The sequence below is a fragment of the Nostoc sp. DedSLP04 genome (assembly GCF_034530775.1).
Lineage (GTDB): Bacteria > Cyanobacteriota > Cyanobacteriia > Cyanobacteriales > Nostocaceae > Nostoc.
The window spans coordinates 1-16,549 of record NZ_JAVRCL010000105.1 but is presented as its reverse complement, the minus strand read 5'-3'; the positions used below and the strand labels follow the sequence as shown (position 1 = coordinate 16,549).

The following is a 16,549-nucleotide window of genomic DNA, read 5'->3' as shown; positions in this document are numbered from 1 at the left end:
GAGTTTTTTCTTTTAATCCTTTTATTCAGAATACTCGGAAAGTGACAGAAGAGGGCTAAGCAAGCCGCACCGCAATCAGATGCACTTTGTTGTTCAAAAAAAGGATAGCGTCGAGTGATGCGTTGCCATAAATGACCGATTTTTACGGTTGGGCTAGGGAAGTAGGCTTTATTAATTTTTTTCTGAAACTGGTTTTTTGGCTCAACAGTAAATTGAGGAAATATAACAGGCTCAGACGCTGCTACTGGGTGGTTATTGGCTGATGGGTTAGCATCGAGTTCAGCCAGTTGTGGCACATATTGCTGTGCTGTTTCCCAATGCGAACAGCTGAGGCTGTATAGTTGCGTTGGTTGAGTTACTTGCCAACCACGTTCTTTGGGTAACTGAGATAAGGCGTAAATGTTGCCAGCAGTGAGTTTGAGTCCTGATGTGTGCAGTAGTTCGCCGCGACGCAGTATCCAAAGTTGTTGGTCTTTGAGTAAAGAAGATGGAAGTTTGTTAATTTGGAGATTGTGCTGCTCTAGCAATGGTTGTATTTGCACTACACCTTCGTAAGCAGCATTATTCAGCGCCGCATTTTGGCGACATAACAGCAGTAAATCCCAAAGTACAGCTTGACGGTGAAGATGCTGCCCAATAGAGGGATACTTGCGGATGAGCGATCGCAAACAATTTCCTGGAATATAGCAAACTTTGAGATTTACCGAAGCCCTAGCAGTGTAAGGTTGAAATTCCTCCTCTAGAAATAGCGTTAGTTGAGCAAATGATGTTCCTGCACCTACAGAAGCGATTAAATTATCGGTGCGATCGAGCAATCTGACTTTACCTGCCAAAATTAGATAAATACCTACGTTTGCATCTGCTGTTTGCCAGAACAGTTTGCCTGCACTAGGCTGGAGAATTTCAATTTGTTTGATGCAGTCTGAAAATTCCTGTTCTGAAAGAGTCTGACCCAGAGTTTGGGCAAGCTGTTGAGTGGAAAATTCTGTTTTGTTCTGAACCATGATTTGTTGGGAGTTTAATGGCAGAATTAGTTACTTGTTGTAGCGAAATTCAATGACCACCGAAAATCAGGCTCTGCATTTGGTAGCAGGTTGTTTATAGTAATCCGAGGATTTTTTGTGTTATTAGTTTCTTTCTCGGCAGTTTTGCGTGTCTGTCGAGTTGAAAGTCCCATCTCTTTGAGCAAACGGTTAATGTGGCAACTGCTAACCTTAATTCCCAGTTCTTTTGCCAGATGCTTGCTTAACCATTGGCCTGTCCACCGCTCAAATGAATAGCCATACTCACGCGGACTATGGCTTGCTAGTTCTTGCAAACGAGCCAGATATTGCTCATTCACAGCTTTGGGACGACCCATTGGGCGATTACTCCAATGATGAGCTTGACCTGTTTGGGCGATCGTAATCCAGTGCCGTGCCGTCTCCTGAGAGCATCCTAACGCTTCACAGATTTGAGTCTGAGATTGGCCTGCATCTGCCAATAATATGATTTCAATACGACGGCGGTATTCTGGACGTAAATCTGCTTCTAGGCTTTTCAACAGAAGCTTGCGCTGAAACGCTGTTAAGTATTGACCTTGCATATTCACAGCAATTCCTCCTGGTATAACTTGCAATGCCCAGATAGAAATCAATCTGGATCATCCTTGAGAACCTTCTGTTACTTCTCTGAATCAAAACTCTGGGAATTCCACAGCTCGTTACAAAGCTTTACAAGAATCAGATGAACGGTCACAAGTGTGGCTTTTCAGGCTTTGGTGGTGTGACAAACTAAAAACAGCACCATCTACAACAAAAAACATAGCTTCAGTTTCAAATTAGATGATTCGGAGTAGTAACGCGCTACTGCACTCTAGTTTTTCAGAGAAAAGTAGTTTTATTTTTGAATATTAAATATTTGAATAATTAAAACATAACTCATTTAATTATGCATAAGCAATAAGTTTTTAAGTCTTGCAATCATCAATTGAATCTCTGATGATTGAAATGTGATTAGGCGATACACAGCTAATCCAATTAAAAACAACTTCATCTAAGAGGAAAAATTCAATGGCTACTATCAACATTTCTGATTTGCGTCCTACTGGCTCCGATCTATTTTCTGATCCTGAAGGCTATATGGATGATTTAGTTGATAGCGATATTGGCGCTATTAAGGGTGGTTTAGTGGGTTTGATTGTTGTGGGAACCATCGTTCTTGCAACCTTATATTTTGGTGCAGGAGAAGCTTACTAACCTGTAACAAAGCAGTTTACTGCTAATTCCATTTCAAGCAATTTCATTTAAGAGGAAAAACAATGGCTACTATCAATATTTACGATTTGCGTCCCACTGGTTCCGATCTATTTTCTGATTCTGAAGGCTACATGAATGATCTAGGTGACAATGAATTTGACAGTATCTACGGTGGTTTAACACCAGCGCTTGTGTGGTCTGCTGCTACTGCTGCAGCTCGAATTTCCTCAGCTAAATGTGCGGTTTCTGTAGGTGCAGGGATCGCTGCCGTAGGTGGTGCTGTTTCTGGCTGGATCACTGCCGGCAAATGATTAACTAAAGTCAACTAGCAACTGAATTAATGAAGCAACGTATTACTTGGAGAAATCTATCATGACAAACATTTTAGTTAACGATCTGAATATATCAGGATTTGCTCTGATTTCAGATGAAGAAAGCTATCTTAATGAAATCAACGATGATGAGTTGAATTTAACTTATGGTGGATTCACTCCTGTGGCGGCTGTAGTGAGTATCAGTCTGGCATTTTCTGCAGGCTATGAGGCATCTAAGGCTGCTAGGGAAATTCATGATAAGAATAAGGGAATAATAGCCTGGTTATAGACTGAGAAAACTAAAATGAAAGGGTGGGCATTGCCCACTTTTCATCATTTCTATTTTAAAGTTTACATTTTAATAATATAAAAACATATTTTATATTAGATGGTAATTATTTTTTAATGATATTTATTTGAATATTTCTTTTGCTAACCTTGATTTGGATGGATGCATATGACATTTTTATTAAGCTCAAAAAACGTTTTTAACTATTTATTAGCACAGAATATCTTTACTCAAGAAGAGCAAGAAAGTCAAGTCGAACTTAAAGTTGCCAAAAACTTTAACTTATTACTGAGCTTGCAAGATGGCCGCCAACTCCTCGTCAAACAGGAGCGTCACAATGGAGAAGGAAAAACTGCGGGTGAATTTTTGAGTGAATGGCGAATTCATCAATTATTTCAACAAACTCCTAAACTCAGTCACATCTGCTTAATGCTTTCAGAGGTTTTACATTTTGATGCGGAGCATTCTGTTATTGTTTTTAACTACCTCAACGATTATTGCGATCTAGTTGATTTTTACACAAAGGAGAATGTTTTCCCGACTGCGATCGCAACTTCAATCGGCGCAACTTTAGCTACAATCCATCGTGATACATTTAACTCTCAAAAATATCAAGAATTTTTTTCTCAGCAATCTGAGGATGTATCTAGTAAACAAGCTTTTAACTTTAATCTTGGGCTAGAACGGATTAGTCCTGAAGTTTTTGGTCAGGTTCCCGCAGACGCACTGAAATTCTTTGCTCTCTATCAGCGCTACGACAGCCTCGGAAAAGCGATCGCACAACTTGCCACTGAATTAGTGCCTTGCTGCCTAACGCATAATGACCTCAAGCTGAACAATATCCTCTTACATAGCAATTGGGAAGAAGTTCTGGAACAATCAACTAACAGTGTCATTCGACTCATTGACTGGGAGCGAGGCGCTTGGGGAGATCCTGCATTTGACTTAGGAATGCTCATCGCTAGTTATTTACAACTCTGGCTCAATAGCTTAGTTGTGAGTAAATCTATTGATGTCGAAGAATCTCTGCGATTAGCTATGACACCGCTCGAACAGCTTCAACCTTCAATTGCAGCCTTGACTAAAACTTATTTGGCTAATTTTCCAGAAATTCTAGAGCATCGCCCTGATTTTTTGAAACGAGTCGTGCAATTTTCTGGTCTTGCCTTAATTCAACAAATTCAGGCAATGCTTCAATACCAAAAATCCTTTGGCAATGCAGGTATCTGTATGCTTCAGGTTGCTAAAACTTTATTGTGTCGCCCTGAACAATCAATCCCAACTGTTTTTGGAGTGGCAGAATCTGAACTCACCTAAACCGTTCTCCCGTTTAAGTATTTTTAGTTGCACCTAAACCATTATGCAATTACTAGATTCTCTTCAAAGTCAACTGCTAACTTCTGCGCCAGATCAAGTACTGGATTCTCTTGAAGATATTGCCAACAATGTTCAGATCCAGTCAAATTTTTGTATTACCCACCCAGCTTACAAACCTTTTGAAATTCCTGCTGAGGTAGTAACTCGTTTTCAACGAATACCATTGGAGCTTCAAAATAAGTATTTGAGTCTACAACTGCAAAGTTTTCTCTACGGTATCTATTACAACGGCTCGATGCAAGCTGCCCTGGCAGCAGATGCAAGTTCAGATAACCTAGCACTACATCAGAATTTAGAGAATAATACTTTTCTAGGAGTAGACCTAGAGTTTTACGATCGCCTACATAAAAGCAACACTGGCGAAGGCTATTTCGACCCAGGTTGGTCTGTACTGCGCCAAGAAAGTGATGGGAGTCTCGCTGTTACCAAAGGCGGATTGACTTTGCATATTGAGCGCGATCGCCATTTACAACTTACTGAGCAATCCGCATCTGTAGGCAATATAGTCGCTATCCGTATGCCTCGTAATTTAGTTCAAAACGGATTTTACATGGCTGTTAGCGATGCCGGGCCAGACACTTATCCTCAGACAGTTAGAGTTTACTTTAACTTGACACCTGAAGGTGCGATCGCTGTTATGGAAAGCCTGACACGGCAACTGAATCAAATCAAAATTCTCTTCACCTTTAAAGTTCTATACAACCCTTCTGATTACAGACGCTATGACAGTGGGGTTCTCTACTTTGAGAAAAGTAACTATGAAGCGATCCGGCAAGTGCTAAAAAATGTTTATGCAGAAAAGCGATCGCACTTTCGTACAGAAGTACCCCTATTTACAAAGTTACTTGCGCCTGGACTTGCTTTAGCAGAAGAACCAGATTTCAAATTTGCGGCTGTAGAGAGTTTTGGGATGAATCGCTGTCAAATTGTTGCCAATGGCTTGCTAGAAGCTCGGCAAAAAGGGGATGAATCTCCAGAAACTCGAATGGCATTTATCCGCCAACACTTCTCTGTTTTAGGGATTGACTGGCAGCGTGCTTACCTCAATGCCAACTCTGAAGACATTTACACCCCGTTAAATCTATGAAACTAACCGATCTCGCGCCGCCAGCAGTCTCAGTAAGCGAAGTTGGCCGTGCAGCAGAGAAATTCCCTGAGTCGGATTTACCGTTTTACCGTAAATTGGGGCGGACTGATTTAACGGTCAGTTGTCTCGGTCTAGGTGGTGGCGGTAGCATCTCTAGCGAAGATACCCTTTACGCTTTTGACAGAGGAATTAACTACTTTTTCTACTCTAGCGACTTACACCACTATCTCTACAGTCCGATGTCTGGAGCATTGCGCCAGCTTTGTGGACGTGGTTCCTCTGTGCGAGAGAAAGTCGTGCTGGCAACTGTGACTTACATCAAAAGTCCAGAAATGGCACTTGCCGCTTTATTAGATCAGTTCATGGAACTGGGAATTGACTATATTGATGTGTTGTTTTGGGGCTGGATTGGGTCGAATGATGGGTCAGCTTTACAAGATTGCTTGCAGCTTACTCCCGATTTAAGAGGGCCTAATAGCGTTTATCAGCGTGCTATTGAAAGAATGTTTGGCACTTCAGAAAGACTCAAGAAGATGGGAGCCGTCCGCTATACCGGTGCATCATTCCACGATATCAATTTAGCGCAACAGTGCTTGGATAGCGACCTGTTAGATGTGGTAATGGTGAGACACAATGTCGCACATCGGTCTGCTCAGAGTCAGATATTTAATCAATTGAAAGCGCAAGACCCTTCTCGACCAGGTATTGTCACCTTCAAATCTACAGGTTCTCACTCAGGCGCACTTTGGGATGCTCCGGTTAGTTTACCTGAAAAATGCTGGCGGCCTACTGTTCCTGATTTATACCGATATTCGTTAACGCAGAACTGTGTTGATGTTTGTTTAACAGGTTTGACTAAACGCGAAGAAATTGATGCGGCGATCGCTGGCGTTCAGCAAGGTAAGCTAACAACTGCTGAAGTTGAATACATGAATCTTTACGGCGAATTACATCGCAATCAACTAACAACTTCCGAAATTCCCTCTGAAAAACTGATTTATCGCAGCTAAACAGCAATAATTTTATCCAAATCAACTTTTACAAGAGAACAAAACAATGACAAAAACTTTAGAAAATATAGAATTAGTGTCCGTGCCAGAAATTGCTCTAGCAACAGATGAAGATATAATTGCTTACCTGCGCTATTCTCACAAAATAGCTGAATATGCAGTTTTAGCTGAACGGAATGCATTTATTTTAAATATCTGTCAACAGTTTGGCTTAACTGTTACTGATGAAGAATTGCAAACAGCCGGAGATGCATTTCGGCTCGAACATAAATTACTAGGAGTTTCTGAAACCTTGGCTTGGCTGCAACAACAACGAATTACTGTAGATGATTGGTCTAAAGGTACTAGATTAGAATTACTTACGAAAAAGTTAAAAGAATATCTGTTTGGAGATGCTGTTGATGGTCATTATCTGAGTAATCGTAACGATTATCAACGTGTAGCCTTATCTCAGATTTTAGTCAGCGATTTAACAGAGGCTAAGAAAATCATTTATGCAATTAAAGAATCAAATAAGTCCTTTTGTGCTTTAGCACTAGAGTATTCCAAAGGTAAACAGTCTAAACAAAATGGTGGCTTTGTTGGTATTCGCTTTCTTTCAGAATTAATACCAGAGATTGTACAAGCTATTTCTCAAGCAAAAGAAGGCGAGGTGATTGGGCCAATAAATACAAAACTGGGTTATCACATTCTCAAAATTGAGAAGTGGTTCCCTGTTGAATTCAGTGAAAGTCGAGAGCAAGTATTAGAATCTCTCTATCAAAATTGGCTACAAGCAAATACTATCTCTGCTTCCAAATAACTTTCCCAACTGGAAGAGTGTCTATCATTACTATCGACAGTGGCGCAAGAACGGGACTTGGCAAAAAATTCACGCGCGGATGAATAGCCAACAAGGCGCAGACTATGACTTACCAATTCTTTCAGGCGAACGAGGTATTGCTCAGTTTTAGGTCGTTCCATCAAGCGATCGCTCCATTTGTGAGCTTGTCCTGTTTGTGCGATCGTAATCCAGTAGCGTGCAGTCTCTTGAGAACATCCCAAAGCTTCACAGATTTGAGCCTAAGATTCATCTGCATCGAAAAGCAGCATAATTTCAATGCGACGGCGGTATTCTGCACGTAAGTCGGTTTCTAAGCTTTTCAGTAGGTATCTGCGCTGAAAGGGTCTTAAACAAAGACCTGAATTTTCCATAACGATTCCCCCTGGTAGAACTTGCACTCATTGGAAGTTCGTTTAGCTTCTTTGCGAACCTCTGCTTCCTTATCGGAATCAAAAGTCTATGGATTCCGCAACTTGTTACAAAAATCTATAATTATTGTGTAAATGGTCATCAGTTAGGCTTTTCAGGCGTTGATGCTGTGACTGGTCAAAAGCAGCGATAAAAAAGTGACGATGAAATCAAAGATATAGCTTCAGTATCAAGGTGGGCGACTTGGAGTATCTTAGAGCGTCAAAACACTTTAAATTACAAGAAAAAAATACCTTTAACTTGAAATTTTAAAAATTTAAATAATGAAAACATAAGTACTTGAGTTATGTGTAAAAAATCACTTTAAATCTATTGCTTTTATCAAGTTAATATCAGAATATTTCAATGGAGTTAGACAAGACATCGCTAATTCCACATCAACATCAATCTGGAATGAAGGAAAGTGACAATGTTAAATACCAAACAAAACTTCAATCAACTTGATGCAACTCTTGCTGTTGAGGAACTTGACAATGAGGTTGCTGCTACCTGTAGCGGAGGTGCTGCACTTTTATACCAAAATGATGGATTTAATCAAGGAAATTCAGGGCGAAGGCTAAGGTTTTTTGAAGGTACTGACAACCTTGGCATTTACAATTTCAACGACCAAACCTCATCTATTCGTATTACAGGGAGTAGATCATGGGTGTTTTATCCAGACATAAACAACCAAGGTCGTCCTGTAACACTTCGACCTGGAGAATACAATTTATCCCAGTTACAACAACGAGGGATTCGAAACGACACGATTAGTTCTCTCAGACGCAGCGATATTCCTGCGTCCAGACGCCTCGTTTAGTTTTTTCAGTTCAGTTAAGCCCAAAAAATTGCGTAGATTGGGTTGAGGAACAAAACTCAAAATTTTCGAGCATTTGTTGGGTTTCACTTCGTTTAACTACAATTATCCTTAACTGAACTGTGTTGGCCCCTATATAAACACTAATCTTAAATGAAAGAAAAGGCTTGCTTTAATTTCCTCCTTTTTCATGAAGGTTAGGGAGAAGCAAGCCTTAACTCAAGCAGATTGTCTGGGATTTCAAAACATTAAAACATAAGTCATTGAGTTATGTGGATAAAATAACTTTTTAACCATTGATTTTATTGATTAAAGATCAGAATATTTAAACGGGAGTTAGAAAATTCATTACTAATTCCCCATCAACATCAATCTGAAATGAAGGAAACTAGCAATGTTAAACACCAAAGAAAAGTTCAAACAAATTGATGCAACTCTTGCGGTTGAGGAACTTGACAATGAGGTTGCTGCTACTTGTAGCGGAGGTTTGGATGTTGCATATTTATACCAAGATGATGGCTTTGAAGGGCGAAGGCTGACGTTTTATGAAGGTACTGACGACCTGGGCATTTACAATTTCAACGACAAAACCTCATCTATTACTGTTATAGGGAATAAATCATGGGTGTTTTATCAAGACATAAACAACAGAGGTCGTGCTGTAACACTTAGACCGGGACGTGCTTATCTTTTATCCGACTTACAAGCAAAAGGGATTCAAAACGACTGGATTAGTTCTCTCAGACGCAGCGATATTTCTGCGTCTAGACGCCTCGTTTAGTTTTCTCAGACGCATAATTCTTCCCAGAACTCCTTTGTTGTAGGATTTTTGCTTAGATAGTAAACAGCCTCAGAGTATTCATCCATTTCTGAGGTTATTTAGTGGAAAGGGAGTAATCGTTTATCTTGCCTCAAAGGCATTGAATAACTTGGTGATTTAACAATGAAATACCAAACTGTACTTCAACACAGTGAAGAAGACTGTGGTGCTGCTTGCATTGCCACGATCGCCAAACACTACGGACGCACCTTTGCCATTAGTCGAATGCGAGAAGTAGTTGGTACAGGATCGCGGGGAACTAGCTTGTTGGGTTTGAGGCGGGGTGCAGAAACTTTAGGATTTAATACGCGTCAAGTTAAAGCCTCGGTGCAACTGCTTGACCAATTGCATAAAGCCCCTCTACCCGCCATCATCCACTGGAAAGGCTACCACTGGGTCGTTTTATACGAGCAGAAGGGGAAAAAATATGTAATTGCTGATCCTGGTGTAGGCATCCGCTATCTCACCCGCGAGGAGTTGCTAGAAGGGTGGGGTAATGGCATCATGCTGCTGCTAACGCCAGACGACAGCCGCTTTTATCAGCAATCAGATGATAAAATTGGGGGCTTTGGGCGTTATCTGATGCGGGTTTTGCCCTATCGTGCTATTCTCATTCAAGCGATCGCAATTAACATCGTTATCGGATTGCTCTCCCTTGTCTCTCCCTTAATGATGCAATTGCTCACCGATGACGTACTTGTGCGGGGAGATACCCAACTGCTAACCGTCGTGGCAATTGGAGCGATCGCTATGAATCTATTTAGCAGTGCGATCGGTTTGGTACAATCTCACCTAATTGGTCATTTTGGTCAACGACTGCAATTAGGACTGATTCTAGAATATGGACGACAACTGTTGCGTTTGCCCCTCTCGTACTTTGAAGGACGACGCAGTGGGGAAGTAGTTAGCCGCATTGCCGATGTGAATCACATCAACGAGCTAGTTTCTCAAATTGTCCTCGGTTTACCCAGCCAATTTTTTATCGCCTTGGTTTCCTTGGGTTTCATGCTGTTTTACAGTTGGGGGCTGACTTTGGCTTCCCTGGCTGCCTTTATGATTGTCACCCTTGTTAACCTGCTTTTTCTCCCAGCTTTGCGCCAGAAAACCCGGAATGCGATCGTGTTGGGTACAGAAAACCAAGGCTTTCTCGTTGAAACTTTTCGCGGTATCCAGGTGCTAAAGACTACCCAAGCTACTCCCCAAGCTTGGCAAGAGTATCAGGCAAATTATGGTCGGCTTGCTAACTTGGGCTGGAGTACGATGAAGCTGGGGCTTTACAGTGGCACAATTACTAATATTATTTCTACTTTTACTAATATTGCCTTACTGTGGTTAGGTTCATACTTGGTGATTAATCGTACTTTGAGCATTGGTCAGTTGCTAGCATTTACTGGTATGAGCGGCAACTTTCTCGGCTTTTTGAGTTCAGTCATCGGCTTAGTTGATGAGTTTATCACCGCCCAGATTGTCATCCAACGCCTGACGGAGGTGATTGATGCTACGCCAGAAGACGACAAAGACGAGAAAAAGCCTTGGGCAGAACTTAAGGGCAATATAGATATTACTTGCACCAACCTTAATTTCCACCACGCGGGTAGAGTTGACTTGCTGCAAGATTTTTCGCTGATTATCCCTGGCGGTCAAGTGGTTGCCCTAATTGGTAAATCCGGTTGTGGAAAAAGTACCCTCGCCAAACTACTTGCTGGTTTATATTTCCTCCAGTCTGGCAATATTCGCTATGGCATCTATAATCAGCAAGACCTCTCGATGGAATGTCTGCGTCAACAGGTGGTACTAGTACCTCAAGAACCTCACTTCTGGAGTCGTTCAATTCTTGAAAATTTCCGCTTCAGCTATCCTCAAGTCACCTTTGAACAAATTGTGGAAGCTTGCGAGATTGCTGGTGCAGATGAGTTTATTAGTAAACTGCCTGATAAGTATCAAACTGTTTTAGGCGAATTTGGCGCGAATCTTTCTGGTGGACAACGACAGAGATTAGCGATCGCTAGAGCTATAGTTACTGACCCACCCATATTAATTTTAGATGAATCCACTGGCGCTCTCGACCCAGTGAGTGAAGCCAAACTGTTAGATAAACTGCTATCCCATCGGCTGGGCAAAACCACAATTATGATTAGCCATCGCCCCAAAGTGATTGGGCGCGCTGATTGGATTGTACAGATGGAAGAAGGGCGTTTGAAAATCCAAGGCACTCCAGAGGCTCTGCGCCATCAACCTGGTGAACACTTAGACTTCTTAGACGGTGTTGATCTATTTACAAATGGTTTAGTAGCTAAATCCTCCAATCACTCTAACAGCAAATTCAGCGCAATCAGCAAATAAAATCATCTATGACTTACGCATTGACAAAAAATATCATCCATGCATTTAAATAACAACTCATTGTTCAACATTCAACAGAGGTTAAAGAATGAATACAAAATTTTCAAAGCTGTATTTTACGATCGCTGTCTCGGCTGCAATCATCGGTAGTGCTTCTGTCGCGTTGTCTGCTGTTGTATCGTTCAGCGATGCTACTGCCACATCTACTAGTGGTTCGTTTGTTGCGGACAACGCTATTGACAAAAATAAGAATACCCACTGGGAGGCTGCCGCCCGTGGTGCTTCCATAATTGCGAGATTCAATAGCTGCCAGCGCGTAGACGATCTGGTGCTTAACTGGTACGGCACGAACAAGTATACCTACAGCGTAAAGCTTTCCAAGGACAATGGTGCAACTTGGACTACTGTGGTCAGTAAAACCTCTGGCAAGGGCAATGAAAACAAGCAAAACGTCGACGACCAAGCCGCCAACGCGATCGAGATCGTGGGTGATAACGATTCTAGATTGCGTATCGACGAATTGAAGATTAATTCCCTGGGTTCGACCAATGGCTGTACGAGCAGTGGTACTTCCAATCCCTCAACTGGTGAGAGCAGTGGTACTTCAAATTCCTCAACTAGTGAAAGCAGTGGTACTTCAAATTCCTCAACTGGTGAGAGCAGTGGTAACGCTCAATACCCGGCCGATGTGCTTGATCTAAGCAAGTGGAAGATCACCCTGCCAATCAGCTTGAATTCCCCGCCCAACTCAAACAAGGCAACGGAAATTAAGCAGCCGCAACTCAAGACATACAGTAATTCAGAATATTTTCGTCTGAATGGTGCGAAGAATGGTGTGCTTTTGAAAGCGATCGCTGGCGGCGCACGTACAAGCACAAATACTGCTTACGCCCGTTCTGAACTGCGTGAAATGCAGGGTGATGGAACGGAATCCGCTGCCTGGAACTGTAAGAATATCGATCGTGGCATGTACCTGGAACAGACTCTGTTACACACCACCACGAAAAAGCCGGAAGCCACCATCGCCCAGATCCATGACTCAGAAAACGACCTGATGATGGTGAAGTACTTCGGCCCTTCCTTTGCCAACGGCTCGACGGACATCGGCAAGCTTGAAGCCCGCTTCAACAACGACACTACTACCAAGCTTCTCGACAGTACCTATAAAATCGGCGATCCGATGACCATCGACGTTGCTGTTACATCCGGTGGCAATGTTAACGTCACCTATAAAAACCTACGTTCAGGTGTAACCAGTAGTACTGGTACAGTAAAGCTGACGGGTATTATCGGTTCCTGTTACTTCAAGGCAGGCATATATATTCAAGCTTGTTCAAAAACTGATATTTATGGCAACACCAACACTGTGTGTGCGAACAAAAACTTATCTGCTAATAAATACGAGACTGACCCTTACGCTTACGCCGAAATAGAAGTACGCAAAATTACCCTACGCTAATCCGCAGAAGCTTTCAGCTTTTGTGATGTCTGGCTTTCTTAATTTTAAATTTTGAATTTTGAATTGGTATTATCCTGTCTGGCTTTCTTAATTTTTAATTTTGAATTTTGAATTTAATTACATTGTCTGTCTAATTTGTCAATACGTAAGTTCAATCATCATGGTTAGCTATTCCAACTCAGACTACTTGCCCCCAATTCAAGACAACGAGTTTCTCCCGCCACTTGGTCGTTGGACTACTTGGGGCGGACTAGTTCTTGTCTGTGCTGTGGGATTAGGCGTTCCACTTGCCTCTATTACCAAATATAAAGTGACTGTTAAAGGACAGGCTGTTGTTCGTCCTGCTGGTGAGTTACGGCTCGTTCAAGCTGCTACGGAAGGTCAGGTAATGCGTGTCTTTGTTGCAGAGAATCAAGTTGTCAAAAAAGGCGATGTGATTGCTACTATTGACAACTCGAAGCTAGAAACTAAAAAGAGCCAACTGCAAAGTAGCATTGGGCAAAGTCGTTTACAACTTTTTCAAATTAATGCCCAGATTAATGCGATTAATAACCAAGTTTTAGCTGAAACTGAGCGTGTCAACCGTGTTATCGCTGGCGCTGAAGCTGAATTAAGCGGTCGTAGCCGGGACTATCAAGATAAACTTATTACTACTGCTACTGATGTGGAAGAAGCATCTGCAAATGTCAAAGCCGCAGATGCTAGTCTCAAAGCTGCCCAGTCAAAGCGAAATCGCTATGAGACTGTAGCCAAAGCCGGAGCCTTGTCTCAAGATCAATATGAGGAAGCACAACTAGCTGTTCGCCAGCAAGAACAAGCTCTCCAAGCAGCTAAAGCTAAATTGCAAAATGTCCAAACTGCTCTTAATCCTAGTAATGCACAAGTAGCGATCGCTTCTCAACGCATTGCTCAAGAAAAAGCTACCGGTCAAGCTAACATTGCTACTTTAAATAAAGAACGCCTTGCTTTAATCCAGCAACGAATTGAAATTCAAAAACAGCTAGAACGCGACACCCGCGAACTCCAACAAGTAAATATCGACCTTAACCAGGCTGTGATTACTGCCACAGCAGACGGGATTATTTCTAAATTAAACCTGCGAAACTCCGGTCAAACAGTGCCTGCTGGAGAGGAAATTGCCCAAATTGTCCCCAGTGATGCTCCCTTGGAGGTTAAGGCTGCGATCGCACTTCAAGATAAAAATAAGTTAAAACAAGGTCAAACGGTACAAATGCGGGTTTCTGCCTGTCCTTATCCAGATTATGGTACTCTCAAAGGCAAGGTTAAGACGATTTCCCCGGATGCGATTGCACCTGTTGGGAATACTGCTAATGCCAGTGCCGCAACATCTGCCAGCCAAAAGATAGCAGCCGTTGGTACATTCTATGGGGTAACAATTGAGCCAGAAAGCCTTTCTCTAGGTAGGGAAAAACATCAATGTGCTATCCAATTAGGAATGGAGGGTACAGTCGATATTATTTCTAGAGAAGAGACTGTGATGCAATTCTTTTTGAGGAAGGCAAGGTTGATTGCAGACATTTAGTGCGTTGGCGTAGCCCGCCGCAGGCATTGCATTGTAACTATTCGTAATTATTTCTCGCAATCCTACTGTGGGTTTTCTATCTATCCTTATAAGAGGGTGTAGTGTACTTGCTAGTTATTCAAGGGTTGCAATGTTTAAAATGACGCGATGTAGGCAGCATTGGTGCTGGAAATTCGCACTGGGAAGTTGGTTGGTGATGGGTAGTGCGATCGGCGAAGGTGTATTGCAGACATTCGCTTTCCCTTTTAATTGCGCTTTTGCCCAAATTACCCCCGATAGCACTCTACCCAATAATTCGAGAGTTACAACACAAAATAACATCAGTACCATTGAAGGGGGAACCCAAGCTGGAAGCAACTTATTCCACAGTTTTGGGGAATTTTCTGTCCTCACTGGCGGCACTGCAATATTTAATAATGCTGCGGATATTCAAAATATTATCAGTCGGGTAACGGGTGGATCGGCTTCTAATATTGATGGGTTGATTCGGGCTAATGGTACAGCTAACCTGTTTCTAATTAATCCCAATGGAATTGTATTTGGTCAGAATGCTCAATTAAATATTGGTGGTTCTTTTGTTGCGAGTACAGCGAATGCACTGCAATTTGGAAATGTCGGATTTTTTAGCGCAACTGAGAAAAATATCCCTTCACCATTGTTGACTATTAATCCTTTAGCATTGCTATTTAATCAGATTAATCAAAACGCAGCAATTCAAAATAACTCAGTTGCACCCGCAGGAAAAGATCCAGCAGGCTTTGATGCATTAGGTTTACGAGTGCCAGATGGAAAAAGTTTACTGCTGATGGGTGGTAATGTCAGCATGGATAGGGGACGATTAAATGCTTTTGGTGGACGAGTTGAGTTAGGAGGATTGGGCGAACCTGGTAGTGTAACGCTGGGTGTAGACGGCAATAATCTCAGCTTGATATTTCCTGCGGATGTTGCGCGAACTTCGGTATCCCTTACTAACCAAGCTGCGATATATGTAGAAGGTGCTGGTGGCGGTAATATTGCAGTGAATTCCAAGAATCTAGAGATTTTAGGAGGAAGTATTTTAAGCGGTGGTATTGGGCAAGGTTTAGGGACATCTGAAACAGTTGCAGGAGATATCACGCTTAATGCTACCGGAGAAATCAAAGTTGCTGGCGGGAGTAGTGTTCAGAATCTTGTGCGTTTGGGGACAGTTGGTAATGGGGGTAACATTACTATTGATTCTAGTTCTTTCTCATTACGCGATGGCGCTCAACTTGAAGTCTCAACCTTTGGACAAGGGAATGCAGGGAATGTGACAGTGGGGGCATTCGATGCTGTTGACCTTGCAGATGCTGGCATCCTCAGCACAGTGGAAGCAGGGGGCGTAGGTAAGGGAGGTAATATCGACATCAATGCTGCAACACTATCACTAATTGATGGCAGTCAACTAGTAACGATTACTCGTGCTGCATTTAATACCCAACCAGCAGGACGAGGGGATGCGGGGAATGTCAATGTTAATGTTACAGGTACTGTTGATATTGCTGGGGAGAAAAATGGTTTTTTTAGTGCGATTCGCAGCAGTGTGGAAACGGGGACAGTTGGCAATGGAGGTAACATTACTATCGATTCTGGTTCCTTCTTGTTAAGCGATCGCGCTGTACTTACTGCCTCAACTTCGGGACTTGGGAATGCGGGGAATGTGACAGTGCGGACACTTGATGCTTTTACAGCCGCTAGTAATACTTACATCTTCAGCACAGTGTCAGCAGGAGGTGTAGGTAAGGGAGGTAATATCGACATTAATGCTGCAAAAGTGTCACTAATTGATGGCGCTCAACTTATTGCCTCAAGCTTTGGACAAGGAAATGCAGGGAATGTGACAGTGCGGGCACTTGATGCTGTTGACCTTGCAGATGCTGGCATCTTCAGTACAGTAGAAGCAGGGGGTGTAGGTAAGGGAGGCAATATCGACATTAATGCTGCAAAATTATCACTAATTGATGGCGCTCAACTGGCAACCGTTACTCGTAGAGCATTTAATAT

The 16,549-nt window shown here is 42.3% G+C and carries 16 protein-coding genes and 1 pseudogene; 14 read left to right on the top strand and 3 right to left on the bottom strand.

Features of this window, described 5'->3' with window-relative positions; genetic code table 11:
* Both RMX89_RS33295 and RMX89_RS33290 read right to left on the bottom strand, forming a co-directional pair.
* Positions 1-1,004: cyclic nucleotide-binding domain-containing protein (locus RMX89_RS33295; protein WP_322691967.1), on the bottom strand; the 1,004-nt coding region annotated here is incomplete at its 3' end.
* Between the two features lie 26 nt (positions 1,005-1,030).
* The gene (locus tag RMX89_RS33290; RefSeq protein WP_322691969.1) at positions 1,031-1,585 is read right to left on the bottom strand and encodes a helix-turn-helix domain-containing protein; all 555 of its coding nucleotides are present in this window, start codon (positions 1,583-1,585) and stop codon (positions 1,031-1,033) included.
* A 466-nt stretch (positions 1,586-2,051) separates the two neighbouring features.
* On the opposite strand from RMX89_RS33290, the gene RMX89_RS33285 reads away from it, so the two are divergent.
* The 8 genes from RMX89_RS33285 (at position 2,052) to RMX89_RS33250 (ending at position 7,267) form a co-directional block, all read left to right on the top strand.
* A complete protein-coding gene (locus RMX89_RS33285) occupies positions 2,052-2,237 on the top strand; it encodes a hypothetical protein (RefSeq protein ID WP_322691966.1) in 186 nt (61 codons plus the stop codon).
* 62 nt (positions 2,238-2,299) lie between these two features.
* Positions 2,300-2,548 carry a hypothetical protein gene (locus RMX89_RS33280; RefSeq protein ID WP_322691965.1) on the top strand — a complete coding sequence of 83 codons (249 nt, stop codon included), beginning with the start codon at positions 2,300-2,302 and terminating at the stop codon, positions 2,546-2,548.
* Positions 2,549-2,609: 61 nt separating this feature from the next.
* Positions 2,610-2,840, top strand: a complete 231-nt coding sequence (locus RMX89_RS33275) for a hypothetical protein (RefSeq protein ID WP_322691964.1) — start codon at positions 2,610-2,612, stop codon at positions 2,838-2,840.
* A 168-nt stretch (positions 2,841-3,008) separates the two neighbouring features.
* A complete protein-coding gene (locus RMX89_RS33270) occupies positions 3,009-4,157 on the top strand; it encodes an aminoglycoside phosphotransferase family protein (RefSeq protein ID WP_322691963.1) in 1,149 nt (382 codons plus the stop codon).
* A 43-nt stretch (positions 4,158-4,200) separates the two neighbouring features.
* Positions 4,201-5,304, top strand: a complete 1,104-nt coding sequence (locus RMX89_RS33265; RefSeq protein ID WP_322691962.1) for a T3SS effector HopA1 family protein — start codon at positions 4,201-4,203, stop codon at positions 5,302-5,304.
* Positions 5,301-6,314 (top strand): aldo/keto reductase, encoded by a 1,014-nt coding sequence (locus tag RMX89_RS33260; protein ID WP_322691961.1) that lies wholly within the window; start codon positions 5,301-5,303, stop codon positions 6,312-6,314. Before RMX89_RS33265 ends, RMX89_RS33260 begins: the two co-directional genes overlap by 4 nt.
* 46 nt (positions 6,315-6,360) lie before the next feature.
* Complete coding sequence (locus RMX89_RS33255; protein WP_322691960.1) at positions 6,361-7,116, top strand: peptidylprolyl isomerase; 756 nt, start codon at positions 6,361-6,363, stop codon at positions 7,114-7,116.
* On the top strand, positions 7,073-7,267 hold the full coding sequence (locus tag RMX89_RS33250; protein WP_322691968.1) for a transposase: 195 nt from the start codon (positions 7,073-7,075) through the stop codon (positions 7,265-7,267). Before RMX89_RS33255 ends, RMX89_RS33250 begins: the two co-directional genes overlap by 44 nt.
* On the opposite strand, the pseudogene RMX89_RS33245 reads toward RMX89_RS33250, so the two are convergent.
* A pseudogene (locus RMX89_RS33245) lies at positions 7,197-7,508 on the bottom strand (helix-turn-helix domain-containing protein); the annotation flags it as partial. The gene RMX89_RS33250 and the pseudogene RMX89_RS33245 sit on opposite strands and share 71 nt — an antisense overlap.
* Positions 7,509-7,975: 467 nt before the next feature.
* Between RMX89_RS33245 and RMX89_RS33240 the strand changes: the two are divergent.
* The 6 genes from RMX89_RS33240 to RMX89_RS33215 all read left to right on the top strand — a co-directional run.
* The gene (locus RMX89_RS33240) at positions 7,976-8,365 is read left to right on the top strand and encodes a beta/gamma crystallin-related protein (protein WP_322691959.1); all 390 of its coding nucleotides are present in this window, start codon (positions 7,976-7,978) and stop codon (positions 8,363-8,365) included.
* A 391-nt stretch (positions 8,366-8,756) separates the two neighbouring features.
* Entirely contained in the window at positions 8,757-9,143 is a 387-nt protein-coding gene (locus RMX89_RS33235; protein WP_322691958.1) for a beta/gamma crystallin-related protein, read from the top strand.
* Positions 9,144-9,305: 162 nt separating this feature from the next.
* Positions 9,306-11,525: a peptidase domain-containing ABC transporter gene (locus RMX89_RS33230; protein WP_322691957.1), complete on the top strand. Its 2,220-nt coding sequence runs from the start codon at positions 9,306-9,308 to the stop codon at positions 11,523-11,525.
* An 88-nt stretch (positions 11,526-11,613) separates the two neighbouring features.
* Entirely contained in the window at positions 11,614-12,984 is a 1,371-nt protein-coding gene (locus RMX89_RS33225) for a polysaccharide lyase family 7 protein (RefSeq protein WP_322691956.1), read from the top strand.
* A gap of 160 nt (positions 12,985-13,144) precedes the next feature.
* On the top strand, positions 13,145-14,527 hold the full coding sequence (locus tag RMX89_RS33220) for an HlyD family efflux transporter periplasmic adaptor subunit (protein WP_322691955.1): 1,383 nt from the start codon (positions 13,145-13,147) through the stop codon (positions 14,525-14,527).
* Positions 14,528-14,666: 139 nt separating this feature from the next.
* On the top strand, positions 14,667-16,549 hold a 1,883-nt coding region (locus RMX89_RS33215; RefSeq protein ID WP_322691954.1), incomplete at its 3' end, for a filamentous hemagglutinin N-terminal domain-containing protein.